This window comes from Legionella nagasakiensis (genome assembly GCF_900639915.1).
GTDB classification, from domain to species: Bacteria; Pseudomonadota; Gammaproteobacteria; order Legionellales; family Legionellaceae; genus Legionella_A; species Legionella_A nagasakiensis.
In genome coordinates, this window is the sequence record NZ_CAAAID010000001.1 from 140,607 (window position 1) to 167,293 (window position 26,687).

Below are 26,687 nucleotides of genomic sequence, written 5' to 3' on the forward strand. Positions count from 1 at the left end.
AAGGCATTCAAATTTTTTGATTAAAACAGCGTTAATTTTGAGAAATACATGACAAAACCGAGCACTTTTCAGGATATTATTCTGACTTTGCAGCAATTTTGGGCGGCTCAGGGATGTGTGATATTACAACCATTAGACATGGAAGTGGGGGCGGGCACATTTCATCCTGCAACCTTTTTACGCGCGATTGGACCTGAGCCTTGGTTTTCGGCTTATGTTCAACCTTCCAGAAGGCCAACTGATGGTCGCTATGGTGAAAATCCGAATCGTGTTCAGCATTATTATCAATTTCAAGTGGTTTTAAAGCCATCCCCTTTAGACATTCAGGACAAATACCTTCATTCGCTGCGTGCTTTAGGGGTTGATCCATTAACCGATGACATTCGCTTCGTTGAAGACAATTGGGAATCACCTACCTTGGGTGCGTGGGGACTTGGTTGGGAAGTGTGGCAAAATGGGATGGAAGTCTCTCAGTTCACTTATTTCCAACAAGTTGGCGGTTTGCCATGCAAACCTGTGACGGGTGAACTTACTTATGGGCTTGAGCGTTTGGCCATGTTTATTTTAGGGGTAGATAACTTATTTGATTTGCCTTGGAGTCAAACGGCAAAAGGGCTTGTGACTTATGGTGATGTGTTCCATCAAAATGAGGTAGAAATGTCTGCCTATAATTTTGAACACGCCAATGTGGAAGTATTGTTTAAACACTTTGATTATTACGAAATGGAAGCGCAGAAGTTGGTTGATCTGCAACTGCCTTTGCCGGCTTATGAAATGGTCATGAAAGCATCCCATACGTTTAATTTGCTTGATGCTCGTCATGCCATATCGGTCACGGAGCGGCAACGTTATATTCTGCGGGTTAGGCAATTATCCAGAGCAGTGGCGCTTGCTTATTATCAGGCGCGTGAAGCGTTAGGTTTTCCCATGCAAAAGGTGTGTGATGTCGAGTGATTTGTTGTTTGAATTAGGCACTGAAGAATTACCCTCTGGTGCTGTGTGGTCGTTGGCAGATGCTTTAGCGAGTAACATGGTAGCAACCCTTGGTAAAGCAGGGTTAAGACACGGGGAAGTGCGACAATTTGCTACACCTCGGCGCTTGGCTGTATGGATTCGTGATGTGCAGGAGAAGCAGCCGAACCAGAATATATCGCGACGAGGTCCAGCGTGTGTTGCAGCCTATGATGCCGATGGCAAGCCAACGGATGCTTTGCTAGGTTTTGCGCGATCTTGTGGTGTATCTCTGGAAGCGCTGACCACTGTGAAGAGCGATAAAGGGGAATGGTTGGTCTATGAATCAAGTAGCCCTGGAGCAGATACCCGTGATTTATTACCGGACATGGTCAATGAGGTCATTTCTGCTTTGCCAATGGTTAAACCAATGCGTTGGGGTGAGGGTGATGCGGAATTTGCCCGTCCAGTACATTGGGCTGTCTTATTGTTTGGCGACAAGGTGATTTCTGCCGACGTGCTTGGCATTAAGACTGGACGACAAAGTTATGGGCATCGTTTCCATCATCCACAAGCGGTAGACATTTCCAGCCCCCATCTTTATGAAGTGTTGTTAAAAGATGCGTTTGTAATTGCAGACTTTAATGTGCGTCGGCAGATGATTGTTGATCAAGTCACTCAGCTGGCAGAGCAACATGGGTTTCAGGCCATCATGCCAGAAAGTTTGGTTGATGAAGTGACTTCGATCGTAGAATGGCCGCAGGCGTTACTGGCCAATTTTGAGCAGGAATTTCTTGACGTGCCAGCAGAGGCTTTGATTGCTGCGATGCAATCTCATCAGAAATGTTTTGCGTTGCGTGACTCGCGAGGGCAGCTGCAGTCTCATTTTATTGCGGTGGCTAATATTGCCAGCCATTATCCTGAGCAAGTCATTGCTGGCAATGAAAAAGTCATGAGAGCGCGTTTAAGTGATGCTGCTTTTTTTTACCGACAAGATCAGAAACGTGCTCTGAGCGAGCATATTCCAGCGACTGCAAACGTCATCTTCCAAGCCCGCTTGGGCAGTTTGCAGGACAAGGCTATGCGCATTCAGGCGTTGATGAATTTTCTAATTCACCCCTTACAACTGAATGAGAAGCAAGCATGGCGTGCTGCCGAATTGTGTAAATGTGATCTAATGACCGGCATGGTAGGAGAATTTCCGGAGTTGCAAGGATTAATGGGGTATTATTATGCTCGCCATGATGGTGAAGATGATCGTGTTGCACAAGCATTAAATGAGCAATATAGGCCTCGTTTTGCTGCCGATGTGCTCCCTAAAACGGATTTAGGGCTTGCTTTATCGCTTGCTGACCGCCTGGATACTCTGGTTGGGATTTTCGCAATTGGTCAAAAACCAACAGGCGTAAAAGATCCATTTAAATTACGGCGACATGCACTGGCTGTTGTAAGGCTCCTGATGGCAACCTCAGCACCGCTTAACCTCTCAACGTTGATAGAGCAGGCATTGCATGGCTACAAAGATCGGTTGTCGCCGGCAAACGAGGTCGTTGTGGAATTACGCACGTTTATCCTTGAGCGGATGCAGTCGTTTTATCAAAGTCAGGGCATTGCCTCGGAATTGGTGTTGGCAGTGCGAGCGCGCCAGGATAATTGGCTTTATGACGTGGACAAACGGGTTAAGGCTTTATTGAATTTTATTCATTTGCCAGAAGCAATCCGTTTATCGGCCGCTTGTAAACGAGTGAATAACATTCTGCAACAGGCTTCTTTCGCGCCCAACGATACGGCAGTTGAACCGCAGCGCCTGGAAGAATCCGCTGAGAGATCCTTGTTTGATCATATTCAAACCATGGAGCAGGTTGTTGCGCCACTCTACAGTGAGGGGAATTATGCGCGGCTCCTTGAACAGCTAGCCAGCCTGCGAGAACCCGTCGATGCGTTTTTTGACCACGTTATGGTCATGGTTGATGATGACGCGGTTAAAATGAATCGGTTACGTTTGTTGTCCCGTTTACAAGCGCTGCTGCAAGGGGTTGCAGACATTTCTTTATTGTCGGTTTAATGAATCGGTTAACCGTAGGTTTTGCTCATGATGATTTGCAGGATGAGGCAAAATCATTGGCGCAACGTTTAGAACTTAACGTCGATAATCAGGCCTTGCCTCGCTTGAACGTTACCTCGGAAAGGCTTGAGCTTTTGCTTGCAGGTTGTGCTCCTTTATACGTTGATTTTACCACGAAGCGCTGGGAAAAGCGTCATGCAGCCGGTAAGAATCAGGGATTGATACGTGCCTGCAAACCTGTAAAAGGAATGCGTATTGTTGATGTGACGGCCGGCTGGGGACGAGATGCTGCAGTACTGGCGAGTTTTGGCGCGCAAGTTGTGATGATTGAACGCAATCCGGTGATGGCTGCTTTGCTTGCAGACGGTCTACGACGTCTTGACAGTCAATCACCGTTGGCTTCATGCTTGTCCTTGCAGCGGGTGGATGCAAGGCAATACTTGCAGGAGTTATCTCGCAAACAGGAGCCAGAAGTTATTTATATGGATCCCATGCACCCTCTTCGGCAAAAATCCGCTTTAGTCAAAAAAGACATGCAAGCACTGCAACAGTTGGTAGGGGTCGATCAAGATGCCTTAGAATTGCTTCATGTGGCTATATCACACGCACGCCAGCGCGTGGTTGTCAAATGGCCACAGCGCCTGCCAGCATTATGGACGCCAAGTGGCAGCATTGAAGGCAAGACTGTCAGATTTGATATTTACACCTGATCGCACCGCCGTCTTTTTTGCTAAGGCTAGCGGTTACGCAAACTCATTTAACTCTTCACGCAAGCGCTTTTCTTCTTCCAGCTCTTCAATGCGCCGCCGCCGCTCAAGCTTGGTGGTTAAATTGGTATGGTGGGTGCTGTCTTGAAAATCGAGTAATTCATCAACGCCAGCTTCAAAATCCTCAAATCGTCGCGCGCTCATGGCTATTCTCCTTTTGCGGCTTGTAAGTCCTTCATTCATCCTGACGGCACAGATTGATACTAGTTTTTTTAGAAAAAATTTAAAATATAGAAAGCCCGTTCACGATAAAAATACCAGATTTTCTTATAAAGGAACAGGATTATTTTTAAGAAGGAGAAGAACGACGAGCTGCAGTCGCTCTGTCATCATCGGCAGGCACGGCCGCTTCTCTCTCGCGGTGTGCTTTCAGCGCTTCTTTAAATTCACGCGCTGCACCGTCTGCTGCTCTACCCTCTAGTTTTGTGGTCATGCCTTCTCGTTGTTCATCATATTTTTCAACTTTGAGTTGGACGGCTTTTAATCTTGACGGAAAGTCCTTGTATAATCCTTTGACTTCTTCGGCAGACAATTGTTTCCCATTGACTTTAATGGTTATTTCGTCGTCTTTGTAACCGGCCTCCAGACAGGCTTCATAAGCTTTACGGGCCATCTCGTCCGCATGTTTGGGATCTTTATGATTTAACGACATGGTGATGGTTTCATAGCCTGACGCTTTAATCGCTAAAACCATACTCATCATGTCTGACTTCAATTTACTGTTCCAGCCGCCATAATAAAATGGGCTGCTTAGCCGGTTGGGAAATTCCATGCTGTAACCGTCTTTAATTTTATTCAACGGCCTGCCAGTAACGGTTTGAAGGTTTTCTATATCTCTTACGTTGATGCCTTTGAGGATGACTCGTTGTAATTGCTGGGCATTTTCTGAGGCTGAAAATTCGGCAGTGATGCCAGCAGTGCCTTTGGGTTTTCTGTTTTGTTCAGCCATCTCATTAATCACCCGCCGCATGGTTTCGTTGTTTTGGTATAAAGCCGCTAAAAAGTGAATGCGATCGCGTTCAAGTTGCGCTTCCTGATGCAGTTTAGTCAGGCGCTCATTCATGGTTTTATCAAAGGTTTCCAATTCCTTGTCATGCGATTCTTTAAGGGCTGCCTTCATGCTGTCATGCAGTTCATCGATCTGCTTCTCAGTCATCCCTATGGTTTGTAGATGTGTTCGAAATTCGCTAGGTGGGGTCTTCTTGAATTTGTCTTCGAGCTGGGCGTTTTCAGCCTTTTGTTGGGCTTCAATTGCTCGATGGGCATCATTCTTGATTTCATGCAATCGTGCGGCCAAGCCCGCTGGGTCATAGCGAAACTTGGGATCGGCGATGGCTCGATGTATGGCAGCAATTTCGTCTTTAAAGGCTTTTTGCGCGGTTGTAGTATCCTCCCGCACAGCAAGCACGGAGTCAATGTCTTCTTTTATTGCATCAACCGCATTTTTGTGATCGGCTTCTGCTTCCTGTAATAGGGTACCAAATGTTTTGTCATCGACTGCTTTGACTGCGGCAAATCCCTCGGCTCCTTTGGTGCGCCCATCCATATACGTCTGAAACGCTTCAGAGCCAGGCAGCCCTTTGCCGAATCCCATGCTTTCTGCATAGTCTTTAAGAAACTGTTCCTGATCTTTTGGCAAAACGCCTTTAGGGTCGCCAGCGACTTTACGTTTTATGGCAGCAACAACTTGCCCGGCTCCATATTGCAAACCTCCCAATCCAACTAAAAGACCAGCGCCTAACCATGACATAGCGTACCTGCGAATTAAGAGAAAACTTAAATAAAGTATAACATTAAATCATTAAGTGAGAATTAAGATTAAGAACCTGTCTTCATAGTCTAACTACGCAGGGCTAAAAGCCTCGATTTTCTGCGCTCCATTGCTCACATACTACTATGTATGCTGCGCTACGGTGCTCTAAAATCAAGGCTTTTAGCCTTAGCCTAGCGACTCTGAAGACAGGTTCTAAATAAGTTTACCTGGTGGGAGGATTTTTAAATACCACTTGTCTTGATAACCACGCCTCTTGGCCTTTACCATGCGGGAATGGCTGCATCGCCGAATAAATCCTTGGCTTTTTCTTTTACTTCCTGCGAGTTGAGCGCTTTAACCAATAATTCCAGCTGGGGTTTTTTGGTGCTGTTGCGACGAATCACGATCAAATTCGCGTAGGGGGAATCTTTGCCTTCTCTAAATAAGGTATCTTTTGTTGGATTGAGTCCTGCTGGTATGGCAAAGGAGGTGTTGATGACAGCGGCATCAACGTCTGCCAGTACTCTAGGCAATTGTGCGGCATCCAACTCTTTAAAACGAAGCTTTTTAGGATTGGTGGCAATGTCTTGCACGGTGGCGTTGCGCGTGTCTTTTAAAGTAATTAATCCTGCTTTTTGTAATAAGAGGAGAGCGCGTGCTTCATTGCTGGGATCATTCGGTATGGCAATAACCGCCTGATTAGGAAGACTGGCCAATGATTTGAATTTTTTGGAGTAAATGCCTGTAGGATAAACAAAGGTTTTGCCAATCACTTCCAAATCATAGCCGTGCGCTTGACTGGCTGCTTCCAAATAGGGCAAATGTTGGTAGACATTCGCATCAAGGCTGCCATCTTGCAATGCTTCGTTTGGCAAATTGTAGTCGCTAAATTCAATAATTTTTACAGTTAAGCCGTAACGATCCTTGGCCACTTTTTGGGCCGTTTCTACCAGTTCGGATTCTGGACCAGAAATCGTTCCCACCACGAGCGTGTTGGGAGAAGGTTTGCTGCAGGCAGTTAATAGTAAAAATAGAGCCAAAATACTTACAATACGCATTCAATAATCTCACTAATGATGTATAAATTGGCGTGCCAAGCGGTCGCCTCCCATTTGCAGCAGCTGCACAATGACAACTAGAATCAAAACAGTCGCCAGCATGACGGTTATATTAAATCGTTGATACCCATAACGAATGGCCAAGTCACCTAAACCGCCGCCCCCAACGGTGCCTGCCATGGCTGAATAATTAACCAGTGTGATGGCGGTTACGGTAATGGCATGAATCAATGGTGGGGTGGCTTCAGGCAATAAAATATGGCGAATCATTTGCCACGTATTGGCCCCCATGGCATGACCTGCTTCAATGAGCCCGCCTGATAAACTCTGATAAACGTTATCGACTAGACGGGCAAAAAAAGGTGTGGCGCCAATGGTTAATGGAACCATGGCCGCATGAATGCCAATCGAGGTTCCTATCAGCAGTCGAGTCAATGGAATTAATGCGACCAACAAGATAATAAATGGGATGGAACGGCTAAAATTGATTAAGCCGGCGATGCAACGGTTGACGAGGCCATTCGGTTTTACTTTTGCACTTGTAAACAAAAGAGTGCCTAACGGAAGGCCGAATAACACTGCAAATAGCGTGCTGATGAGTACCATGTATAAGGTTTCACCCGTGGCAACGAGAATATCAGAAAGCATCGTCAGAGACATAGCAACTCCAGATGGTTTTCCCAAGAGGAACTTAAATGCATCTTATTGTTTGCATGGGGTTTATACGACATAACCTAGAACCTCCACGGTTAGGCCAAACGTTTCACAACGGTTGATGAATTGTGTTAATAAGGGAGGATCGGCGGCCAGTTCCGCGACCAACACGCCACAAGTCACGGTATCAAAACGATCAATATTAGCCAACAAGATATTAATGTCTAGATGAAGATCACGGCTTGTTTGACTGATGAATGGCACGGTCGCGCCTTCACCTTCGAAAAACACGCGTACCAGCGGTCTATTATTTGTTTCTTTCGTAAGCTGGCTGCTTAAACACAAGGGCAGTTCAGGGCTTAACTGCGCATATAACATACTGCGCGCCAGACTGTTTTTATTGCGAAACACATTAGCAATCGCCGTGGTTTCGACGATTTGGCCTGATTCCATCACCGCAAGCCGATGACAAATTCGTTTAACGACATCCATCTCATGCGTGATGAGTACCATCGTGATGCCATAAAGGGCATTGATTTTTTTAAGCAGCGTTAAAATGGCATCGGTGGTTTCAGGATCAAGTGCTGATGTGGCTTCATCACACAATAAAATTTTGGGTGAGCAACTTAACGCCCTGGCAATGGCAACACGTTGTTTTTGGCCACCACTTAACTGCGCAGGGTAGGCGTGTATTTTATCGGTCAACTCGACCAGTGGCAGCAGTTCGTCAATTTTCGTTTTGATAGCAAGCTCATCGATGCCTTGAATGCGCATTGGCAAGGCGATGTTGTCATACACGGTTTTTGAGTCAAGCAAATTAAATTGCTGAAAAATCATTGCCATTTTATGGCGAGCTCGACGTAATGGCTGCCCGGTGAAGGTGGTAATATTTTCCCCGTCAACAATCACATCTCCTTGGTCAGGATGCTCTAATAGATTAATGCAACGCAGTAAAGTGGATTTGCCAGCACCGCTTTTGCCAATAATGCCAAAAATTTCACCTTCTTGAATGAATAAACGAATATTTTGTAGGGCAATATGGCCAGCATATGATTTTGTTAATCCAGAAAGTTCAATCATGTTGTTACCAGAGTGTATATAGCAGGCGGGGGTACTAAAGGGGCGCGTGTCCGCTTTAGCCGTATTTTTCAATGGCTGCAAATCGGTTAGAAAACCAGATCCGCTATCAAACCATTGAGCGCCCGCAAGCTGAGAATTCAAATCGGCGCTGCTGTGATTATACATGAGTTATATCGATTGACAACCTGTCTTTCATGCATCAGCCTTTCGTGCATCAGGCTACTCCTGTAATTCTTGTATGTTTTTAAAATGATCCAATGCTTGCGGGTTAGCCAATGATTGCAGGTTTTGCACGGTTTGTCCGTGAACAACCTGGCGCACTGCAAGTTCTACTACTTTTCCATTAATCGTGCGCGGAATATCAGCCACTTGCAGGATTTTTGCCGGAACATGCCGCGGTGAGGCATGGGTGCGGATGGTTTGGCGAATGGTCGATTTTAGTGTTTCATCCAATGGGTTCCCTTCGTGCAATTTTACAAATAATATGATTCGTACATCATCGTCCCAGTCTTGACTAATCACCACACTGTCCAATACTTCCGGAATTTTTTCAACTTGACGATAAATTTCGGCGGTTCCTATGCGTACCCCCCCGGGGTTGAGTACGGCATCGGAGCGACCATAAATAATCAAGCCATTGTGGGAGGTGATTTCAGCAAAATCACCATGCGCCCAAACGCCAGGAAAACGCTCAAAATAGGCATGTTTATACAATTGATTATCCGGATCTTGCCAAAATCCAATCGGCATGGATGGAAAAGGCTTGGTACAAACCAGCTCTCCGCGTGCCTCACGGATGGATTGTCCCTGTTCATTAAACACATCGACACTCATCCCTAAGCCGAAACATTGTAATTCGCCACGATAAACCGGCAGAATGGGATTGCCAAGAGCAAAACAGGAGACAATGTCGGTGCCTCCCGAAATAGAAGATAATTGGAGGTCTGGTTTAATTTGCTCATACACAAAATCATAATTTTTAGGCAAGAGCGGTGAGCCGGTTGAAAGAATGCATCGCAGCCGCTTCAGTGCGTAGTTATTTTTTGGCTGAACTCCTTCTTTTTCAACGGCAGAAAGAAATTTGGCGCTGGTACCAAAAACACTGATGTTTTCTTCATCAATTAATTTAAAAAGTCGATCGGCTGCAGGAAAAGTCGGTGATCCTTCATACAAGGTGAGGGTGGCGCCCAAGGCTAGTACAGAAACCATCCAATTCCACATCATCCAGCCACAAGTGGTGTAAAAAAATAAATTGTCTTCTGGTTTGAGATCTGTATGTAAACCCAATTCTTTAATGTGTTGCAACAAGGCGCCACCAGCGCTGTGGACGATGCATTTGGGCTTGCCCGTCGTTCCCGATGAAAAGAGTATATACAATGGATGAGCAAAAGGCAGCGATACAAACGGCAATTCATTCGTAGGTTGAATAAAATCGTTCCATAGAATGGTTTTGTCCGTTGCGTTTGCATGGATGGTGTTGTTCATCAAAGGACAGACCACCAAGTGCTGTAAGCTGGGTATCAGCGTGGTAAGTTCGTTTGCTTTTGCCAGATTGTCATGGGTTTTGCCATGATATTGATGCCCATCACAGAGAAATAAAATTTTAGGCGCTATCTGACCTAAACGGTCAACGGCGGCAGGGACACCAAAATCTGGGGAACAGGAAGACCAGATTGCGCCAATGGAGGCGGCTGCAAGAAAGATAATGATGGTATATGCGACGTTGGGCATGAAACCAGCGATGCGATCTCCTTTGCCGATGCCCAGTTTTTTTAAGCCGGCAGCGCACGAGGCTACCTGATGTCGAAGTTCACGGTACGTTAAAACCTCACGTGTTCCTTGTTCATTGATACAGATAAGGGCTATGCGCTCACCAGGTTGGGATAATAGCCTCTGGGCATAATTCAGTGTCGCACCGGTGAACCATCTGGCTTCCATCATATGTGAATAGTGATTTAAGACTTCAGTGGTGGGCTTATCAAAATGAATGGCAAAGAATTCACACAATGCCTGCCAAAAAAGAGCAGGCTGTTGCACAGACCAGGTATGTAGTTGTTGATAATCAACAAATTTCTGTTGGTGAATGTGTTCAACAAAACGCATGAATTGCCACATGCGACTTGCTTCAGGATGTTTGGGTTGCCATACCACCGTGCTCATAATGAATCCTTATGTCTTTAAAAGTCTTCCCCAACCGCTTTAGGTTGTTGCTGCGTAATGCAATGAATACCGCCGCCGCCGGCGAAAACATCCAAAGCCATGATTTGAGTTATCTTATGATCGGGAAATAATTTAATAAAGAGATCATAGGCGGCTTTATCCTGATGATCATGGCCAAAAGCTGGCATGACGATGCCATGATTGGCGCGATAAAAATTAATATAAGACAGGGTTAAGCGTTCGTGCTCTAAATAAGTGGCTGGTGGTTGTTCTACCGTATAAATCTCAAGCGTTCGGCCTTTTGCATCGCTTGCTGACTTTAAAATATCCAGATTTTCCTGAAGAATGTCATAGTTTACATCGGATTTATCTTCCGTAATTAAAGCAAGCACTTTGCCGGGCGCGATAAAACAAGCAATTTCATCCACATGGCCGTCTGTTTCATCACCGACAAGTCCACGGTTAATCCATATTATTTTTTCAGCGCCGAGAAAATCGAATAAGTATTGTTCGATTTTCTGTTGTGATAGCTGGGGATTGCGGTTTGCATTGAGTAAACATTCACGACTGGTTAAGATGGTTCCTTCACCATCCACATGAAATGCACCGCCTTCCATGACCAATGGGGCATGAAAATAGCGGGCATGCGTTTGCTTAATCACCGCTGCGGCAATTTGGTTATCCAGTTCACAAGGTTCATAATTCCCTCCCCATGCGTTGTGTATCCAATCTACGCCGGCCAATTCACCTTGAGCGTTCACTAAGAATGTGGGACCTGTATCGCGTGTCCATGAGTCATTGATGGCTAATGGCAGCAGACGGATTTCTTTTGCGCATAAATCGGCTGCTGAAGTCATGTCTTCAGGATTAACCAGCATCGTCACTGGTTCATATTGGGCAATGGCTTTAGCAATGTTAGCGAAGGCTAGGCGAGCACGTTGCAAGCCAATTTTTTCCCAGGTTGGCAAATGACAGGGCCATGCCATCCAGCAACCTTGATGTGGATACCATTCTGCAGGCATAAAATAGCCGGACTGTTTAGGGTTCATATTATCCTTTATTTGCTGTCAAGATAGGTTAATTGGGAAAAAATACTGCGTAACTCATTCAGATAAGTCTGAACGGTGTCATCAGGTAATTCACTGTTAATCAATTGTTTTTCATACGATTGCAGTAATCGTTTCGAATCAAAATGCGCATAATTCAATACATTAGTGACCGTATCGCCGCTCACCAGATCATTGATTTCAAATCTTCCTTCACCGGTTAACTTGACGTCCAGAGAATTGGTGTCACCAAATAAATTATGTAAATTACCAAGAATTTCCTGATAGGCACCCACGAGGAAGAAGCCAAGTAGATAGGGCTGATTCGCATCATAAGGGGGCAATAGTAATGTTTTGTTAATGCGGCTGCTGCCTGTATATTGCTTTAATGTGCCATCTGAATCGCAGGTCAAGTCTTGCAAAATGCTATGCATATCCGGTGTATGAGTTAATTGCGAAATGGGAGCCACGGGAAAAATCTGTCCAATCGCCCAGGCATCAGGCAAGGATTGGAAAAAAGAAATATTACAAAATACTTTAGTCGCCAATCGTTCATTGATTAAATCGATGAGTTCGCCGTCGCCTGGGTTGCCTTCGTCCAATCGTTGCTGAATGGCAAGACAAATCGTATGATAGAGTTGTTCAACTTTTGCCTTTTCAGTCAAACTGATGACCCCATGTTTGAACATGGAGTTCGCTTCATCCAGAGCATGGGCGGCGTAATGATAAATTTCTGTCGGCGAGCTCTCTGGAATGGCTTGATAGGTATCCCAAATATCATGGATGACGCGGGATTCGCTGGCTTCTATGCTGGGAAGCATCGAGTTGTTTCTTATCTTTTCCACGCCAGTAATATTGGTAACCAGCACTGCATGATGGGCTGTGAGCGCGCGGCCGGATTCGGAAATGATATTAGGTTCTGGCAATTGAGCTTCAAGACATAAATCACGTACAGCCAGGAGTATGTTGGTGGCGTATTCATGGAGACTGTAATTCATGGAGCAGCCAGTATTAGAACGCGTGCCTTCGTAATCAACGCCTAGGCCGCCGCCGACGTCAATGGTATTGATAGGCGCCTGCAGACGGCGCAATTCAACATAATAACGCGCAACTTCCAGCATACAGCTGCGAATATCACGGATGTTGGCAATTTGTGAGCCCAGATGACAGTGCATGAGTTGCAGACAATCCAGGGACTTGTGTGCGTTTAACTGATGAATAAGGTCTAAGACTTGTTCGGCATTTAGTCCAAACTTTGATTTAGCACCGCCTGTATTTTCCCATTTACCAGCGCCTTTAGTCACCAGCCGGATACGTACACCAATCCGTGGTTTTATTTGTAAACGTTCGGCCTCACGTAAAATAACATCAAGTTCTGAAAGTTTTTCAATGACGATGAAAACGGTGTGTCCAATTTGTTGTGCAATTAAGGCAATGCGAATGTAGCCACGGTCTTTATAACCATTGCAAACGATGGTTGATGGACGCTCTCCCAATAATCCTAAGACGGCCATTAATTCTGGCTTGCTGCCTGCTTCAAGACCTACGGCATAATCAGGGGCTTTGAGTAATTCACGCACCACGCATTGTTCCTGATTTACCTTGATAGGATAGACGAGTTGATAACTTCCATGATAATTGGTTTCTTCTATGGCTTGTGAAAATGCTTCATAAAGCCTCAAGACCCGATCATGCAATATATCAGTAAAACGAATCAGTAAGGGCAAGTGCAATCCTGCCCGACTGGCCGCATGAACAATGGCTTGTAATTCCACCCCTTTTTCTACAGGGTTTTTACTGATTTCCATATTACCCTGGGGATTGATGGTGAAATATCCTTCTCCCCAGGTGCTGATGTTATACAAATTTTCATCGGAAATGGCATTTTGATTCATGTTTAACCTTGCTGATGGACGTGGGGGCATTAAGGGCTGGGATGGAGTAATGCATGATAGGTCTCTGGCTGCCTTTGCTGGCTGAAAGGAAACAGGCGCCCCCATAAGGCACGTTGGTCAAAATCCAATTCAGCAACAAGTACGGCAGGTTCATGGCGTGGTGCTTGTGCTAATAGTTCACCCATGGGGGTTGCAATGAAACTGCTGCCATAAAATTCCAACCCATCTTCGCAACCCACTCGATTGACTGCGATGATAAAGGCATTACTCATAATGCCCTGGCCCATCATGACTTTTTGCCACATCGGTTGACTGTCAAATCCTGGTGCTGTTGGTTCATCACCAATTGCAGTAGGGTAGACTAAGACTTCAGCGCCTTTTAAGCCATAAATTCGAGAAAGCTCCGGAAACCATTGATCATAACAGGTTGGTAAACCAAACCGCCGGCCTGCAATGGAATGGATAGGATAATTGGAATCCCCTGGCTTGAAATAATAATCCTCATGGTATTTTTCCCCGCTGGGGATGTGTTGCTTACGGGTAAAACCAATCAATTTTCCCTGATTATCGTAGGCAATTGCTGTATTATAACCTGCCTGTTCAAATAAAGAGGCGGTGATGCAGACGTTTGCTTCTTGGGCGCAAGCACTTATAAAGTGTGCTGTAGGGCCTGAATACAAGTCTTCTTTATACAGCGTGCTGTCTGCGTTTGTGCGTGTGCAAAAATAAGGGGATAACGTCAACTCTTGCAGACAAACAAGTTGTGCTCCTTGTTGGGCTGCAGCAAAAATTCCGGCAGCAAGATGGTCTTGATGTTCTTTAGGATTCTCATACCATCGTTCCTGTACCAGAGCAACTTTTAGGGTGGGTTTCGTCATAAAAAGGCCTGCTAAGATCAAGGTTGTTTATTAATAAAAAGGAGTAATTCATATACGATGCAAAGAATTATATTATAACGGGATTGATTTGTTTATGCACATGAAACATGAGTGTGTTAACAAGGATTTGCAAGCAAAGCATTGGCTACTTTCGATTGATTTTTACGTCCCAGTACTTTACAGATCATTTCGCCGGCGGCAACCAGTTTAAAAATATCGACTCCCGTTTCAATACCCAGCCCATGCATCAAGTATAAGACATCTTCGGTGGCAACATTTCCAGTTGCGCCACGAGCATATGGGCAGCCACCAAGACCGGCCACTGAACTGTCAAAACGACTAATTCCGCATTGAAGGGCTGCATATATATTAGCAATGGCTTGTCCATAGGTATCGTGAAAATGCATGGCCATGTTTGATAAAGGCATACAAGAAGTAAGCGCATCAATTAATTCATGCGTTTGTTTTGGTGTGCCAACCCCAATGGTATCCCCAAAACTGATTTCATCGACCTCGAGCTCAAGTAGCTGGTGTGCGACCTTGATGACTTGCTCGGGCGTGATGTTTCCTTCATAAGGGCAGCCAAGAACGCAGGAAATATAAGCACGAACTCGGATCTTTTGCGCTTTTGCCAGCGACATGACAGGCATGAAGCGAGTAATGCTTTCCTTGATGGAACAATTGATGTTGCGTTGATTAAAGGATTCGCTGGCGGCTGTAAAAATAGCAATTTCCTGAACACCTGCCTCGATGGCTTTTAATAATCCCTGTTCATTAGGAACCAGGGCAGAAAAATGTATTCCTGCCGGTTTGTCGATGCCGTTGAATATGGCACTGCCATCTGCCAGTTGAGGAATTGCTTTTGGTGAGACAAAACTGGTGACTTCAATATGTTGCAATCCACTTTGACTCAGTAAATTGATTAGCTTAATCTTATTTTCTGTGGCAACGAACGAGGGTTCATTTTGTAAACCGTCGCGCGGCCCGACTTCGATAATCGTTACTTGCTGTGGATGATTCATTGCTGTCCTTACAGAAACGCGCGCTTTTCTAACTGGATTTTTCCATGGGATTAATTTCACTCTCTGCACGCATTGCAATTAATTCTGCGCCTTCATTGACCTGCGCACCAATATCATAAAAAATTTCCATCAATATTCCATCACTTGGTGCCTGGATAGTATGTTCCATTTTCATCGCTTCCAAAACCATGATTCGTTCACCTGCCTTAATTCGGTCCCCTTTATTTTTCAAGACGGCTACGACGGTGGCAGGCATGGGCGCGGTAAGTTGTGCTTTGGGGCTGCTGGGTGATACGGCTAAATGCTGCCAGTTAAAACGTTCTACCGTCATCAAGCCAGACTGGGTATAAAAAATCAGACGTTCTGGCAGCGTTTCTACCAAGACTCGCCAGTGTTCGGCACCATTATCAAACTGTAATTGATTACCCGCCAATGTCACTTGCACGTGGGTGGTTTCATCGCCAGATTGAATGATGAGTTGGTCAGAGGCACGTGGAATGACAGTGACGTCAAACGATTCATTTTCAATGAGATAACGAGAGCGCCATTGGCTTTTTAAATGCATTTGCCAAGAAAACGTGTCTTTCTGCAAACCATCTTTTTGTTGAGCGATATTCGCTGCGTAATCAAAAGCTGCTGCCAGGAGCAACGCCAATGGTTTATTAACCGTTGGTAATTGAATGGTTTCCTGGATTAAAAAATCCGTACACAGTTGAGCGTGCACGAATCGAGGGTGGCTGATAATCGCTTGTAAAAAAGCAATGTTTGTTTTTACCCCTCCTAGATGATAGTTCTTTAAACCTTGTTGTAGACGATGCAGAGCTTGCTCACGATCCTCTCCCCAAGCGATTAATTTAGCGATCATTGGATCATAGTGCCTGGTAATTGAGGAATGATAAGCAATGCCACTATCAATGCGTAAACCTTCGCCAGTCGGTTCTTTAAGAAAACGAATTTGGCCGATGGAGGGAAGGAAATTCTGAGTCGGATCTTCTGCATATATTCGACACTCAATGGCGTGCCCCTTGACTTTGAGTGCCTCCTGCTTACAGGGCAAGGATTCGCCAGCAGCAATCCGTAGCTGCCATTCCACTAAGTCCAGACCGGTTATCATTTCGGTGACTGGATGCTCTACCTGCAGCCGTGTATTCATTTCCATGAAATAAAAACACTCGTTTTCATCGACTAAGAATTCAACGGTTCCTGCACCGAGATATTCAATTTCACGGGCGACCGCGATCGCCGCTTCTGCTAGTCCTTGTCGCAAGGATTTTGATAAACCGGGGGCTGGCGCTTCTTCAATGATTTTTTGATGTCGGCGTTGAATCGAGCAGTCACGCTCGTATAAATGAACGATATGGCCATGACTATCGGCCATAATTTGAATTTCTACATGACGCGGATTATGGATAAGTTTTTCGATAAGCATGGTTTCATCGCCGAAACTGGCTTTGGCTTCACGCCGCGCCCCGGCCAGGGACTCAGAAAAATCGGCTTCTTCATAAACAGCACGCATGCCTTTCCCGCCCCCTCCGGCTGCAGCTTTGAGTAAGATTGGAAAGCCCAGGCGTTTGCATTCATCAAACAGGCGCGCGTCCGATTGATCGCTGCCATGATAGCCTGGCGTAAGCGGCACACCGGTTTTTTCAAGCAATTGCTTGGCTAATTGCTTGGAAGCCATGGCTTTCATCGCGGCAACCGTTGGACCAATAAAAATGATGCCTTCTTTTGCGCAGGCTTGTGCCAGATGTGGATTTTCCGATAAAAAACCATAGCCAGGATGAATGGCTTGTGCGCCAGCGGTTTGAGCGGCAGTGATGATGGCGTCGATATTTAAATAACTGGAAGAAGCAGGTGCCTGACCAATGCAAAACGCTTCACTCGCCTGGGATACATGCAGGCTGTTGCGATCGGCCGTAGAATAAACTGCGACCGTCTCAATGCCCATACGGCGTGCTGTTTTAATGATGCGACAAGCGATTTCACCGCGATTGGCAATTAAAATTTTACTAAACATAGATGTGCCTCTTCCTGCTTGGGTAGACAAATTCCGCCAACCCTTCATGCTCTTAATCCCAATTTGGTGTTTCCTTGTTCAAAAACGCTTGTAAACCGTACTGTCCTTCTGCAGATGTTCGTTTTTTGGCAATTAAACACGCTGTTTTATGCATTAATGCTTCATCGATGGATTTTGTGGCTACTTCCTGGACTAATGTTTTTGCTTCGCGAACGGCCAAGGGGGCCTGCTGAGACAATTGCTGAGCGTAGTTAAGAGTATAATCCGAAAGTTCAGCTTCAGGAACACAGTGTTGAACCAACTGCAATTCACGGGCACGTTTAGCATCAAACGTTTCGGCCGTCATAAATAGCCAGGAGGCTGCTCTGGGACCAATGGCTTTGATGACGTAAGGACTGATAACGGCTGGGATTAATCCTAATTTCACTTCAGAAAAGCAAAAACGCGCATTTTCGGCTGCAATGGCAATATCGCATGCAGCAACCAAGCCAGCCCCCCCACCATAGGCGGCACCTTGCACCATGGCAATGGTAGGTTTTGGACTATGATGTAAGGTAAACATGACGTTTGCTAAAACCTTCGCATCGGCCAGATTTTCTTCTTCACTAAAGTTCGTCATGCGTTTCATCCAGGCTAAATCAGCACCGGCAGAAAAATGACGACCATTTGCTTTTAAAACAATGACACGCGCTTTGGAATGTTGGTTCGCTTCATCCAAGAGGTGCTGTAAATTTGCCAGTAATTGATCATCAAAGGCATTGTGTTTACTGACTCGATTGAGAGTAATTATCAATACGTGGCCTTGCAATTCACTTAATACATCATTCACGTTATATCCTTGTGCTTACATGCGAAAAACGCCAAAAGACGTTGATTCTATCGGAGCATTCAATGCTGCTGACAGACTTAATCCAAGAATTTTACGGGTATCCTGAGGGGCAATAACGCCATCGTCCCATAACCTTGCGCTTGCATAATAAGGGTTTCCTTGTGTTTCGTACTGTTCGCGTAACGTTGCTTTAAATTGTTCTTCTTCCTCAAGAGGCCATTGAGTCCCTTGCTTGTTATGCTTGTCACGATTAATTTGCGCAAGTACATTTGCAGCTTGCTCTCCACCCATGACTGAAATACGTGCATTGGGCCAGGACCATACAAAACGCGGAGCATAAGCTCGTCCGCACATGGCGTAATTGCCAGCCCCGAAACTGCCGCCGACAATGATAGTGAATTTAGGCACTTTGGCATTCGCTACCGCTGTTACCATTTTGGCGCCGTGCTTGGCAATTCCTCCTGCTTCGTATTTGCTTCCTACCATAAAGCCGGTGATGTTTTGTAGAAACAATAATGGAATTTTTCGAGTGCAGCAGAGTTCAATAAAGTGTGTTCCTTTTAAGGCACTTTCAGCAAATAAGATGCCGTTGTTGGCGACTATACCAATAGGATATCCATATAAATGGGCAAATCCACAAACCAGTGTGGTGCCGTATAACGCTTTAAATTCCTCAAATTCTGAGCCGTCAACAAGACGTGCAATCACTTCACGGATGTCAAAAGGTTTCCGGCTGTCGGTTGGAATGACGCCATTCAATTCTGCAGGGTCATACGCCGGCTCATGGCTGGCAATACGAGTCAGGCATTCTGGCTTATGGCGGTTTAAGTGGCTGATAATGCGGCGGGCCAGATAAAGTGCATGTTCATCGTTTTCTGCATAATAATCGGCGACACCAGATTCTCGGCAATGGACCTCAGCACCACCCAATTTCTCAGCACTGATTATCTCACCGGTTGCTGCTTTAACGAGGGGAGGGCCGCCTAAAAAAATCGTGGCCTGATTGCGTACCATGATGGATTCGTCTGCCATGGCAGGTACATACGCGCCACCAGCGGTGCAAGAGCCCATGACCACGGCAATTTGCGGGATATTTTGCGCAGACAAGTTGGCCTGATTATAAAAAATTCTGCCGAAGTGATCGTGGTCAGGAAATACTTCATCTTGCAGTGGTAAAAAGGCACCACCTGAATCCACCAGATAAATGCAAGGAAGATGGTTGGCTTGCGCAATTTCCTGGGCGCGTAAATGTTTTTTTACGGTTAAAGGATAATAAGTTCCTCCTTTAACGGTGGCATCATTGATGACAATCATGCATTCCTGATTGGCAACACGGCCAATGCCCGTGATGAGACCTGCGGCCGGCAATTTATCTTCATAAACTTCGTAAGCGGCTAATTGGGATAATTCAAGAAAAGGACTGCCAGGGTCTAATAGTTGTTGCAAACGTTCTCGTGGCAACAGTTTTCCATGTTTTAAATGACGAGCCCGGGCCTTTTCATCTCCGCCTAAGGCAATGTTTGCAATGGTTTTTTCCAGTTGATCCACTAGACGCTGCATTGCCGTCTGATTTGCTTTGAATTCGGAGCTGGCTGGATTCAGTTGGCTGATAATTTTTGCCATGGTTGATCCTTATTGAATAAGTACTTTGCTAAGTACAACAATCAGCCATAATAGCCAAGTGATTTGGATAAAATAAGGCATATTTCGTCCTTTGATCAGTCGATAGGTGAGTGCAGGAATGGCTGCTATGGCCACGGGGATCATCACCAGCGAAAACACTTTACGAATCATGATACCTGCTTCACTTTGACTGAAAATGGGCGATAACTTCAAATTGACGTACATATAAAACATGTCGATATAGACGATCACTAAATGCGCATAGGCAGCAAAGACAACAACCAAAACACTTAAGAAAAGATATATCATACTTTGTCTGAGCATAAACTTCCTCAACATCAATGGGAGCAGGACTTATGCAGACTCCAATGTGTTGGAGAGCCTAAGTCCTAATCAGGTTTAAATCAGTTCCAGTGCAATGGCTGTTGCTTCACCGCCGCCAATGCAGAGAGAAGCAACACCTCGATGCTTGTTCTTTTGCTTTAGCGCATGAATCAGCGTTACCATAATTCTTGCGCCAGATGCGCCAATTGGGTGCCCTAAAGCGCATGCACCACCGTGGATATTCACCGTTTCAACATCCAATTCTAATTCTTTAATGGCAGCCATCGTTACAACGGCAAACGCTTCATTAATTTCATAAAGATCCACGTCACCAGGTTTCCAGCCGGCTTTATTCAAGACATGGCGGATGGCTGAAACTGGCGCAGTCGTGAACCATTCTGGTTCCTGAGCATGACTGGCATGAGCAACGATCCTGGCTAATGGTTGCAACCCGCGCTGTTGTGCATGTTCTGCTGTCATTAAAATCAAACTGGCAGCACCGTCGGAAATCGAACTTGAATTGGCTGCCGTGACGGTTCCATCTTTGGAAAATGCTGGGCGCAATTGTGTGATTTTTGTGATTTTTGCACGATCAGGACCCTCATCTCGGCTGATGATGACATCTTCTTTGCGTCCGTGTACGGTTATGGGCACAATTTCATGCTGGAAGCTGCCGTCTTCTTCTGCCTGCAATGCGCGTGTCATGGAGCGTATGGCATAGGCATCCTGGTCTTCCCGGCTAAAATGATAGCGTTTGGCCGTCGCTTCTGCAAAAACACCCATTAATTTACCACGATCATAGGCGTCTTCCAGACCATCAAGAAACATATGATCTTTTAATTCTCCATGGCCTAGACGATAACCAGCGCGCGCTTTGCTTAATAAATAAGGGGCATTACTCATGCTTTCCATGCCGCTTGCAAGGATCACCTGAGCGGAGCCTGCTTTAATCAGATCGTGTCCGAGCATGACTGCCTTCATTCCTGAGCCACACATTTTGTTAATGGTGGTTGCGCCTTTTGAATCGGGTACATCCGCCAGCTTGGCGGCTTGTCTTGCCGGAGCTTGACCAATACCGGCTTGCAGAACACAGCCACTAAGAACTTCATCAACCTCGGCAGGAGAAATGCCTGCTTGCTCAATGGCAGCACGGTGTGCTGCTGCACCTAATTCCGGGGCGGATAAAGAAGATAGAGTACCAAGCATGTTTCCTGTCGGTGTTCTTTTTGCTGCAACAATAACCACATCATCGTGTTTCATAGGACTGTTCCTTATCTGAGATGGAGATAGATTTATAGTCGTTATTTAGCAATAGGTAAAGTTGTTTGCTTTCTTTAAGTTCTCCCCTTTCTATAAGGGAAAGTTAGAGGGAACTTTGATTAGATCTCTGCATAGCTGATTAATAACGCTCTCTCTTTCAATTATAAGAAAATAAACAAACATAGGCTAATTGGCGGTCTCGTTGAATAGTTCTCTGCCAATTAACATGCGTCGAATTTCAGACGTTCCTGCACCAATTTCATACAATTTTGCGTCTCGCAACAGGCGGCCAGTTGGATATTCGTTAATGTAGCCATTACCTCCTAATGTCTGAATTGCCTGAAGGGCCATTTGAGTCGCTTTCTCAGCCGTATATAAAATAACACTGGCAGCATCCTTGCGACTGACCAGATTGCGATCACACGCTTGGGCAACGGCATAGAGATAGGAGCGAGAGGCATTCAGATCCGTATACATGTCTGCCAGTTTTCCTTGAATAAATTGAAATTCGCCGATCGGTTGTTTGAATTGCTTGCGCTCATGCACATAGGGAACGACAACATCCAGGCAGGCTTGCATAATACCAACGGGGCCTGCGGCAAGGATGGTTCGCTCGTAATCCAATCCGCTCATAAGCACTTGAACGCCTTGATTGAGTTCACCCAATAAGTTTTCAGCAGGTACTTCGCAGTCTTCAAAAACAAGTTCGCAGGTATTTGAGCCGCGCATACCTAGTTTATCGAGTTTCTGGGCGGTGCGAAAACCTGGAAAGCCTTTTTCAATGATAAAGGCACTGATCCCCCGACTACCAGCCTGTTTATCCGTTTTAGCATAGACCACCAACACATCCGCATCTGGTCCATTGGTAATCCACATTTTAGTGCCATTGAGAATAAAATAATTACCTTGTTGGCGAGCATTCATCTGCATGCTTACTACATCCGAACCAGAGTTTGCTTCACTCATGGCCAGCGCACCGATGTATTCACCACGTATCAATTTGGGCAAGTAGCGTTCTTTTTGCTGGGTATTCCCATTTAAATAAATCTGATTGACACACAGATTGGAATGAGCGCCATAGCTTAGGCCTACGGAAGCGGAAGCACGTGAGATTTCTTCCATGGCGATCGCATGAGCTAAATAGCCCATGCCAGCACCGCCATATTCTTCACTGACTGTAATACCGAGTAAACCCAAAGCGCCTAGTTTTTGCCAAAGATGATTAGGAAAAGCATTCTCTCTATCAATCTGTGCAGCAATTGGGGCAATTTCATGACTGGCGAACTGATAGACGCTATCGCGTAGTAAATCATAAGTTTCGCCCAGGTAATGTTTTAGGCCATGGTGCATAATGACTTCCTGAAGCTATCGCAAATACGTTAGACTATACCTGTCCTAGTTGTTGTTGTGAAGATATAAGGGAGAATAACCTGATGCGTGAATTGGTACTTTGGGGTCATCATGTGGATGAATACTCAGAAATGTTTGACCTATCTGAAAAAGATTTCAATGCCCGCTTGCTGGAATATGGCTGTGGACCGAGCGCAATCAATACAGAGCTGCATGAAGCAACGGATCATGTGGTGAGTTGTGATCCTTTGTTTGCTTTAGATAAGTCAACGCTTTCCACTAAGGTTTCTTTAATTTTCGAAGATATGGTTGATAAGGTAAAACAAGTGCAGGACAAATTTGATTTTACCCGATATGGCAGCCTGGATCATTTGATTGCTAAACGTCGAAAGGGAATGGCGGAATTTTTTGCAGATTATGAACGAGGGCGTGTGGAGAGACGTTATCTACCCGTGAATGATTATCATTTGCCTTTTGCGGATTTTTCATTTGATTTTGCTTTAAGCTCGCACTATTTATTTGCTGACTTGGAGGATCAGGATGTTGAATTTCACTTGAAAATCATTCGTGAGCTTGCTCGCGTCGCTAAAGAAGTGCGGATTTTTCCTTTAATTGACCGCCACAGTCAGCCTTCTCCGTTCTTGGGTCCGGTATTGTTGGGGTTGCAGGAAAATAATTATGGTGTGGAAGTGCGTAAGGTGGATTATCATTTACAATCTCAGGGAAATGCAATGCTGCGTGTCTGGGCACAACAGTGTGAGGTTTGAGATGTTGCCATGTATCAAGAAATAATCCGGCCATTGTTATTTCGTTTTGATGCGGAAACGATCCATGAATTGACTTTATTCCTTTTACAGTATCTTCCTAGGAAGTGTTTTGCTCAGCCATTCTCTAAACCGGTGCATGTGATGGGGCTTGAATTTCCTCATCCTATTGGTCTTGCGGCAGGGCTTGATAAGAATGGGGCATGTATAGATGCATTAGCCAAGTTAGGTTTTTCTTTTATTGAAGTAGGAACGGTAACCCCAAGACCGCAGCTTGGTAATCCAAAACCGCGTTTGTTTCGTTTACCACAAGCACAAGCACTTATTAACCGCATGGGTTTTAATAATCAAGGTGTGGATGTCTTGGTGGCCAATGTAAAGAAAGCCAAATACCAGGGAATCTTGGGCATTAATATTGGAAAAAATAAAGACACGCCATTGAGGGAGGCGACCAAGGATTATTTGTATTGCTTACGTCAAGTGTATCTACAAGCTTCTTATGTAACGATTAATATTTCTTCCCCCAATACCCCTGATTTGCGTCAGTTGCAGCAGCGTGACTATTTTAATGATTTGATAGGCCAGTTGAGAAAGGAACAGTTACAACTGATGGATCGCCATCAGCGTTATGTTCCTCTAGTGATTAAATTGTCTCCTGATGAAAGCGATGAAGCGTTGAAAGAAATGGCTGAGGTGATGATATCACATGGTATTGATGGCATTATTGCAACGAATACCACTTGTGCACGTGATGGTGTCAAAGACTTGTTACATGGGAATGAACAAGGCGGCTTGAGTGGCCAGCCTTTAGCATCACGGTCAACGCAATGCTTGCGTCTATTAAAACAAGTGGTTGGCGATGAAGTGACATTAATTGGTGCTGGCGGCATTGATTGCCCAATGGTGGCTAAGGATAAATTGAATGCTGGAGCCTCATTGTTGCAAGTATATACTGGCTTGATTTATCAAGGCCCTACCTTAGTAAAAACACTGGCTGACGGAGTTTGAACACAAGTTCTTAACCGGTTTGTCCGGGCATTATTCCTGGATATTGCTTCGCACTATCCAGGCTGTGATTGAGTGAATTGTAGCCTGGTTAACGCGTCAGCGGTAACCGGGGTTTATTGGAGATTATCCTTTTTGTGATCCAGATAGAAGATTTCTTTTTTTCTTAGCGTCATTGGCATTTACTCTATGCCATCACTCGAAAAAATAGGATATGATTTGCTTATCCAGAAACGCTTGATGGATCTATTTATGAATGCATTTTTTTTCAGGTTATTGGGCCAATTCTTTTTGTTGTTGCCTTTCATCGTTCATGCTTCAGAAAACCAGGTGCCCGCGATGTTAATGTACCAGGGAAAGCCATTGGATTCTTTATGTTTATTTGAAGCAGGAGAATCTGAAGGGATGGCTGATTTGACGCAATGTGGTCTGCATGCCGAGCCTGGAAGAAGCATTTCTGGCCAAAATAAGTTACTTACCACAAAGAAATTCATTGGCTATGATTATCACTGGAAAGTGGATGGTGCCGCTGAGATGCAGGGATATAGCTATTATAAACCATTTGGAACGGTTGCAGACTCTGCGATTGTTGAAACACTGAATAACAGCGGAGGCACGGGGCAGTTTTCATCCATTAGCCTGGTGACGCGTACAGGAAATAAGATAAAAGTGACTTCCTTGCACAGTGGCGATCGTTGTAACGGAGGCATTGTGAATGTTATCAGAAAAAAAAGTGGGGCAGAGGACTATTTGCAATACAGCGTTAACCTAACCTCTTATGACCTTTTATCGCTGGCCGGTGATGATTCTTTACCACTGAAAGCCTATGATGACTTGGAGGCTTGTGCCATATGTTGTAAAGCAATTGCCATTTTTCAACGCCCTATTAACGCTGATTTTTCCAAAGAAAAACTGCTTTACGTAGATTTATCCGCCTATCCTCAATCTGAGGAAAATACTTCAAATGCCAAATATCAAATGTGCTTTAATCAATTTTTACAAGCGTATCAGCGGAAAAATGCATCCAGGTTGGATATAAATGCGCTTCGACAATTTGTTCAGCAATTTAACGAGCAATGCGTCTTACATTCTGCTTCATGAGGTTACCCATGAAAAAGAAGAAGAGCCTTTTTATGGCTCTTCTGGTTCTTTAAGTTTTTCGTAAGTACTGATGATTATTAAATGCTCTCATTAAAGTTTAAAATAGCCCCTAGCCAGTCAGGGACTTCAAGCCATCCTCTGGCCAGTGTTTCGGATGCCTGTTTTTCCGCCTGTTCACCTGGTAAGAAAATTTCATCGAACCCTGGTAATGGCTCACTCGATTTAATCATGTGCTGTAATTGCTCCATTTGTTTCATAAAAAATTTTCGAGTAGATAACAATTCCGGGTCATAAGCATAAATAAGATTGCCCCAGTTGGTCTGAGCATTATTGCTTGTTGCAAAAGCTGCGCCAACTAATGGACCGGTCAGAACTTCAACTAAAAACGATAATGCAGAACTTTTGGGGTGCGCGGCAAAGGTTGTGAGGGTGCCGTTTTGCAATACCATTTCCGGATCTTGCGTTGGTTGTCCTAAATGATCGAAGGCAGCACCTTGCGGCAATAATTGATGTTGGATTTTTGTTGCCATCACTTGGAATAATGGCAAACTGGATGTAGCCATATCAATTACAATGGGGCTGTCTTTAACAGGTAAGCCGACAGCAATAGGGTTAGTCCCAAATAGTCGTTGCATACCCCCATGAGGGGCAACGATCTTTCCAGAGCCTGAAAATGCAAAGGCAATCAAGCCTTTTTCAGCAAGTTTTCTGACGTAATAGCCAATTGCAGCGGTTCCGGGCGGTGCACTTTTATAGCTGCCTGCGATAGCAAATCCATGTAATCCAGCTTTCCGCATGACTTGCTGCATCGATTTATACATCACCCAGATGCCAATATTGTCATTGCCATTAAGAACAATCGATAAACTGGTTTCTTTTCTAATTCGCACAGGACCTTGAGCATGGTATGTTGGCACACCGTTTGCTATTTGTATCAAGCTTTGTAAATTTCCTCGTAGTTGGGCGTATTTTAAGACATCAACAATGACAGGTAGTTGCTCTTCTGGATAACCGGCTTTCCGATAGGTATTTTCTGTAAGCTGCTGAATGTCATTAAGCATGATTTTCATTGAACCCTGCTCCTT

At 45.0% G+C, this 26,687-nt stretch carries 23 protein-coding genes; 6 read left to right on the forward strand and 17 right to left on the reverse strand.

Annotation, left to right across the window (positions count from 1 at the left end; genetic code table 11):
• Positions 1-48 precede the first annotated feature (48 nt).
• From glyQ to E1O52_RS00710, 3 genes are read left to right on the forward strand one after another with little or no spacing between them, the layout of a single operon-like run.
• Positions 49-954: a glycine--tRNA ligase subunit alpha gene (glyQ, locus tag E1O52_RS00700; protein WP_133126823.1), complete on the forward strand. Its 906-nt coding sequence runs from the start codon at positions 49-51 to the stop codon at positions 952-954.
• The gene (gene glyS / locus E1O52_RS00705; RefSeq protein ID WP_133126824.1) at positions 944-3,016 is read left to right on the forward strand and encodes a glycine--tRNA ligase subunit beta; all 2,073 of its coding nucleotides are present in this window, start codon (positions 944-946) and stop codon (positions 3,014-3,016) included. The genes glyQ and glyS overlap by 11 nt, the downstream gene beginning before the upstream one ends.
• Positions 3,016-3,726 carry a class I SAM-dependent methyltransferase gene (locus E1O52_RS00710; protein ID WP_133126825.1) on the forward strand — a complete coding sequence of 237 codons (711 nt, stop codon included), beginning with the start codon at positions 3,016-3,018 and terminating at the stop codon, positions 3,724-3,726. The genes glyS and E1O52_RS00710 overlap by 1 nt, the downstream gene beginning before the upstream one ends.
• 33 nt (positions 3,727-3,759) lie before the next feature.
• Here E1O52_RS00710 and E1O52_RS13100 read toward each other — a convergent pair whose 3' ends face one another.
• From E1O52_RS13100 to E1O52_RS00785, 16 genes are all read right to left on the reverse strand, one after another.
• Positions 3,760-3,927: a PA3496 family putative envelope integrity protein gene (locus E1O52_RS13100; protein WP_165474660.1), complete on the reverse strand. Its 168-nt coding sequence runs from the start codon at positions 3,925-3,927 to the stop codon at positions 3,760-3,762.
• Positions 3,928-4,072: 145 nt separating this feature from the next.
• Complete coding sequence (locus E1O52_RS00715; protein WP_133126826.1) at positions 4,073-5,533, reverse strand: hypothetical protein; 1,461 nt, start codon at positions 5,531-5,533, stop codon at positions 4,073-4,075.
• 284 nt (positions 5,534-5,817) lie between these two features.
• Positions 5,818-6,594 carry a MetQ/NlpA family ABC transporter substrate-binding protein gene (locus tag E1O52_RS00720; protein WP_133126827.1) on the reverse strand — a complete coding sequence of 259 codons (777 nt, stop codon included), beginning with the start codon at positions 6,592-6,594 and terminating at the stop codon, positions 5,818-5,820.
• Between the two features lie 12 nt (positions 6,595-6,606).
• Positions 6,607-7,254, reverse strand: a complete 648-nt coding sequence (locus tag E1O52_RS00725) for a methionine ABC transporter permease (protein ID WP_133126828.1) — start codon at positions 7,252-7,254, stop codon at positions 6,607-6,609.
• Between the two features lie 60 nt (positions 7,255-7,314).
• A complete protein-coding gene (locus E1O52_RS00730; RefSeq protein ID WP_133126966.1) occupies positions 7,315-8,328 on the reverse strand; it encodes an ATP-binding cassette domain-containing protein in 1,014 nt (337 codons plus the stop codon).
• A gap of 219 nt (positions 8,329-8,547) precedes the next feature.
• A complete protein-coding gene (locus tag E1O52_RS00735) occupies positions 8,548-10,488 on the reverse strand; it encodes an acetoacetate--CoA ligase (protein ID WP_133126829.1) in 1,941 nt (646 codons plus the stop codon).
• A gap of 17 nt (positions 10,489-10,505) precedes the next feature.
• Complete coding sequence (locus E1O52_RS00740) at positions 10,506-11,537, reverse strand: agmatine deiminase family protein (RefSeq protein WP_133126830.1); 1,032 nt, start codon at positions 11,535-11,537, stop codon at positions 10,506-10,508.
• A gap of 8 nt (positions 11,538-11,545) precedes the next feature.
• Positions 11,546-13,429: a biosynthetic arginine decarboxylase gene (gene speA / locus E1O52_RS00745; RefSeq protein WP_133126831.1), complete on the reverse strand. Its 1,884-nt coding sequence runs from the start codon at positions 13,427-13,429 to the stop codon at positions 11,546-11,548.
• Positions 13,430-13,458: 29 nt separating this feature from the next.
• Positions 13,459-14,307, reverse strand: coding sequence for a carbon-nitrogen hydrolase (locus E1O52_RS00750; protein ID WP_133126832.1), 849 nt, complete (start codon positions 14,305-14,307; stop codon positions 13,459-13,461).
• Positions 14,308-14,423: 116 nt separating this feature from the next.
• The gene (locus tag E1O52_RS00755) at positions 14,424-15,329 is read right to left on the reverse strand and encodes a hydroxymethylglutaryl-CoA lyase (RefSeq protein ID WP_133126833.1); all 906 of its coding nucleotides are present in this window, start codon (positions 15,327-15,329) and stop codon (positions 14,424-14,426) included.
• A gap of 28 nt (positions 15,330-15,357) precedes the next feature.
• Entirely contained in the window at positions 15,358-17,346 is a 1,989-nt protein-coding gene (locus E1O52_RS00760) for an acetyl/propionyl/methylcrotonyl-CoA carboxylase subunit alpha (RefSeq protein WP_133126834.1), read from the reverse strand.
• A gap of 52 nt (positions 17,347-17,398) precedes the next feature.
• Positions 17,399-18,175, reverse strand: a complete 777-nt coding sequence (locus E1O52_RS00765) for an enoyl-CoA hydratase-related protein (protein ID WP_133126835.1) — start codon at positions 18,173-18,175, stop codon at positions 17,399-17,401.
• Positions 18,176-18,190: 15 nt separating this feature from the next.
• Complete coding sequence (locus tag E1O52_RS00770) at positions 18,191-19,798, reverse strand: carboxyl transferase domain-containing protein (protein WP_133126836.1); 1,608 nt, start codon at positions 19,796-19,798, stop codon at positions 18,191-18,193.
• A 9-nt stretch (positions 19,799-19,807) separates the two neighbouring features.
• On the reverse strand, positions 19,808-20,122 hold the full coding sequence (locus E1O52_RS00775) for a hypothetical protein (RefSeq protein ID WP_133126837.1): 315 nt from the start codon (positions 20,120-20,122) through the stop codon (positions 19,808-19,810).
• Positions 20,123-20,197: 75 nt separating this feature from the next.
• Positions 20,198-21,382 (reverse strand): acetyl-CoA C-acyltransferase, encoded by a 1,185-nt coding sequence (locus tag E1O52_RS00780; protein ID WP_133126838.1) that lies wholly within the window; start codon positions 21,380-21,382, stop codon positions 20,198-20,200.
• Positions 21,383-21,568: 186 nt separating this feature from the next.
• Positions 21,569-22,732, reverse strand: coding sequence for an isovaleryl-CoA dehydrogenase (locus tag E1O52_RS00785; protein WP_133126839.1), 1,164 nt, complete (start codon positions 22,730-22,732; stop codon positions 21,569-21,571).
• Positions 22,733-22,815: 83 nt separating this feature from the next.
• Between E1O52_RS00785 and E1O52_RS00790 the strand changes: the two genes are divergently transcribed.
• The 3 genes from E1O52_RS00790 to E1O52_RS00800 all read left to right on the forward strand — a co-directional run bounded on the left by E1O52_RS00790 (position 22,816) and on the right by E1O52_RS00800 (position 25,602).
• Positions 22,816-23,499, forward strand: coding sequence for a class I SAM-dependent methyltransferase (locus E1O52_RS00790; protein WP_133126840.1), 684 nt, complete (start codon positions 22,816-22,818; stop codon positions 23,497-23,499).
• Between the two features lie 9 nt (positions 23,500-23,508).
• Complete coding sequence (locus E1O52_RS00795) at positions 23,509-24,504, forward strand: quinone-dependent dihydroorotate dehydrogenase (protein ID WP_133126841.1); 996 nt, start codon at positions 23,509-23,511, stop codon at positions 24,502-24,504.
• 249 nt (positions 24,505-24,753) lie between these two features.
• On the forward strand, positions 24,754-25,602 hold the full coding sequence (locus E1O52_RS00800; protein WP_133126842.1) for a hypothetical protein: 849 nt from the start codon (positions 24,754-24,756) through the stop codon (positions 25,600-25,602).
• A gap of 77 nt (positions 25,603-25,679) precedes the next feature.
• On the opposite strand, the gene E1O52_RS00805 is transcribed toward E1O52_RS00800, so the two are convergent.
• A complete protein-coding gene (locus tag E1O52_RS00805) occupies positions 25,680-26,672 on the reverse strand; it encodes an Ldh family oxidoreductase (RefSeq protein ID WP_133126843.1) in 993 nt (330 codons plus the stop codon).
• Between the last annotated feature and the right edge of the window lie 15 nt (positions 26,673-26,687).

Coding starts and splice junctions, on each gene's coding strand:
- E1O52_RS00770 (WP_133126836.1), bottom strand. CDS start 19,798: ATGGCAAAAATTATCAGCCAACTGAATCCAGCCAGCTCCGAATTCAAA.
- E1O52_RS00755 (WP_133126833.1), bottom strand. CDS start 15,329: ATGAATCATCCACAGCAAGTAACGATTATCGAAGTCGGGCCGCGCGAC.
- E1O52_RS00775 (WP_133126837.1), bottom strand. CDS start 20,122: ATGCTCAGACAAAGTATGATATATCTTTTCTTAAGTGTTTTGGTTGTT.
- E1O52_RS00725 (WP_133126828.1), bottom strand. CDS start 7,254: ATGTCTCTGACGATGCTTTCTGATATTCTCGTTGCCACGGGTGAAACC.
- E1O52_RS00740 (WP_133126830.1), bottom strand. CDS start 11,537: ATGAACCCTAAACAGTCCGGCTATTTTATGCCTGCAGAATGGTATCCA.
- E1O52_RS00730 (WP_133126966.1), bottom strand. CDS start 8,328: ATGATTGAACTTTCTGGATTAACAAAATCATATGCTGGCCATATTGCC.
- E1O52_RS13100 (WP_165474660.1), bottom strand. CDS start 3,927: ATGAGCGCGCGACGATTTGAGGATTTTGAAGCTGGCGTTGATGAATTA.
- E1O52_RS00750 (WP_133126832.1), bottom strand. CDS start 14,307: ATGACGAAACCCACCCTAAAAGTTGCTCTGGTACAGGAACGATGGTAT.
- E1O52_RS00795 (WP_133126841.1), top strand. CDS start 23,509: ATGTATCAAGAAATAATCCGGCCATTGTTATTTCGTTTTGATGCGGAA.
- E1O52_RS00780 (WP_133126838.1), bottom strand. CDS start 21,382: ATGAAACACGATGATGTGGTTATTGTTGCAGCAAAAAGAACACCGACA.
- E1O52_RS00790 (WP_133126840.1), top strand. CDS start 22,816: ATGCGTGAATTGGTACTTTGGGGTCATCATGTGGATGAATACTCAGAA.
- E1O52_RS00715 (WP_133126826.1), bottom strand. CDS start 5,533: ATGTCATGGTTAGGCGCTGGTCTTTTAGTTGGATTGGGAGGTTTGCAA.
- E1O52_RS00735 (WP_133126829.1), bottom strand. CDS start 10,488: ATGAGCACGGTGGTATGGCAACCCAAACATCCTGAAGCAAGTCGCATG.
- E1O52_RS00785 (WP_133126839.1), bottom strand. CDS start 22,732: ATGCACCATGGCCTAAAACATTACCTGGGCGAAACTTATGATTTACTA.
- E1O52_RS00760 (WP_133126834.1), bottom strand. CDS start 17,346: ATGTTTAGTAAAATTTTAATTGCCAATCGCGGTGAAATCGCTTGTCGC.
- E1O52_RS00800 (WP_133126842.1), top strand. CDS start 24,754: ATGAATGCATTTTTTTTCAGGTTATTGGGCCAATTCTTTTTGTTGTTG.
- glyQ (WP_133126823.1), top strand. CDS start 49: ATGACAAAACCGAGCACTTTTCAGGATATTATTCTGACTTTGCAGCAA.
- E1O52_RS00710 (WP_133126825.1), top strand. CDS start 3,016: ATGAATCGGTTAACCGTAGGTTTTGCTCATGATGATTTGCAGGATGAG.
- E1O52_RS00805 (WP_133126843.1), bottom strand. CDS start 26,672: ATGAAAATCATGCTTAATGACATTCAGCAGCTTACAGAAAATACCTAT.
- speA (WP_133126831.1), bottom strand. CDS start 13,429: ATGAATCAAAATGCCATTTCCGATGAAAATTTGTATAACATCAGCACC.
- glyS (WP_133126824.1), top strand. CDS start 944: ATGTCGAGTGATTTGTTGTTTGAATTAGGCACTGAAGAATTACCCTCT.
- E1O52_RS00720 (WP_133126827.1), bottom strand. CDS start 6,594: ATGCGTATTGTAAGTATTTTGGCTCTATTTTTACTATTAACTGCCTGC.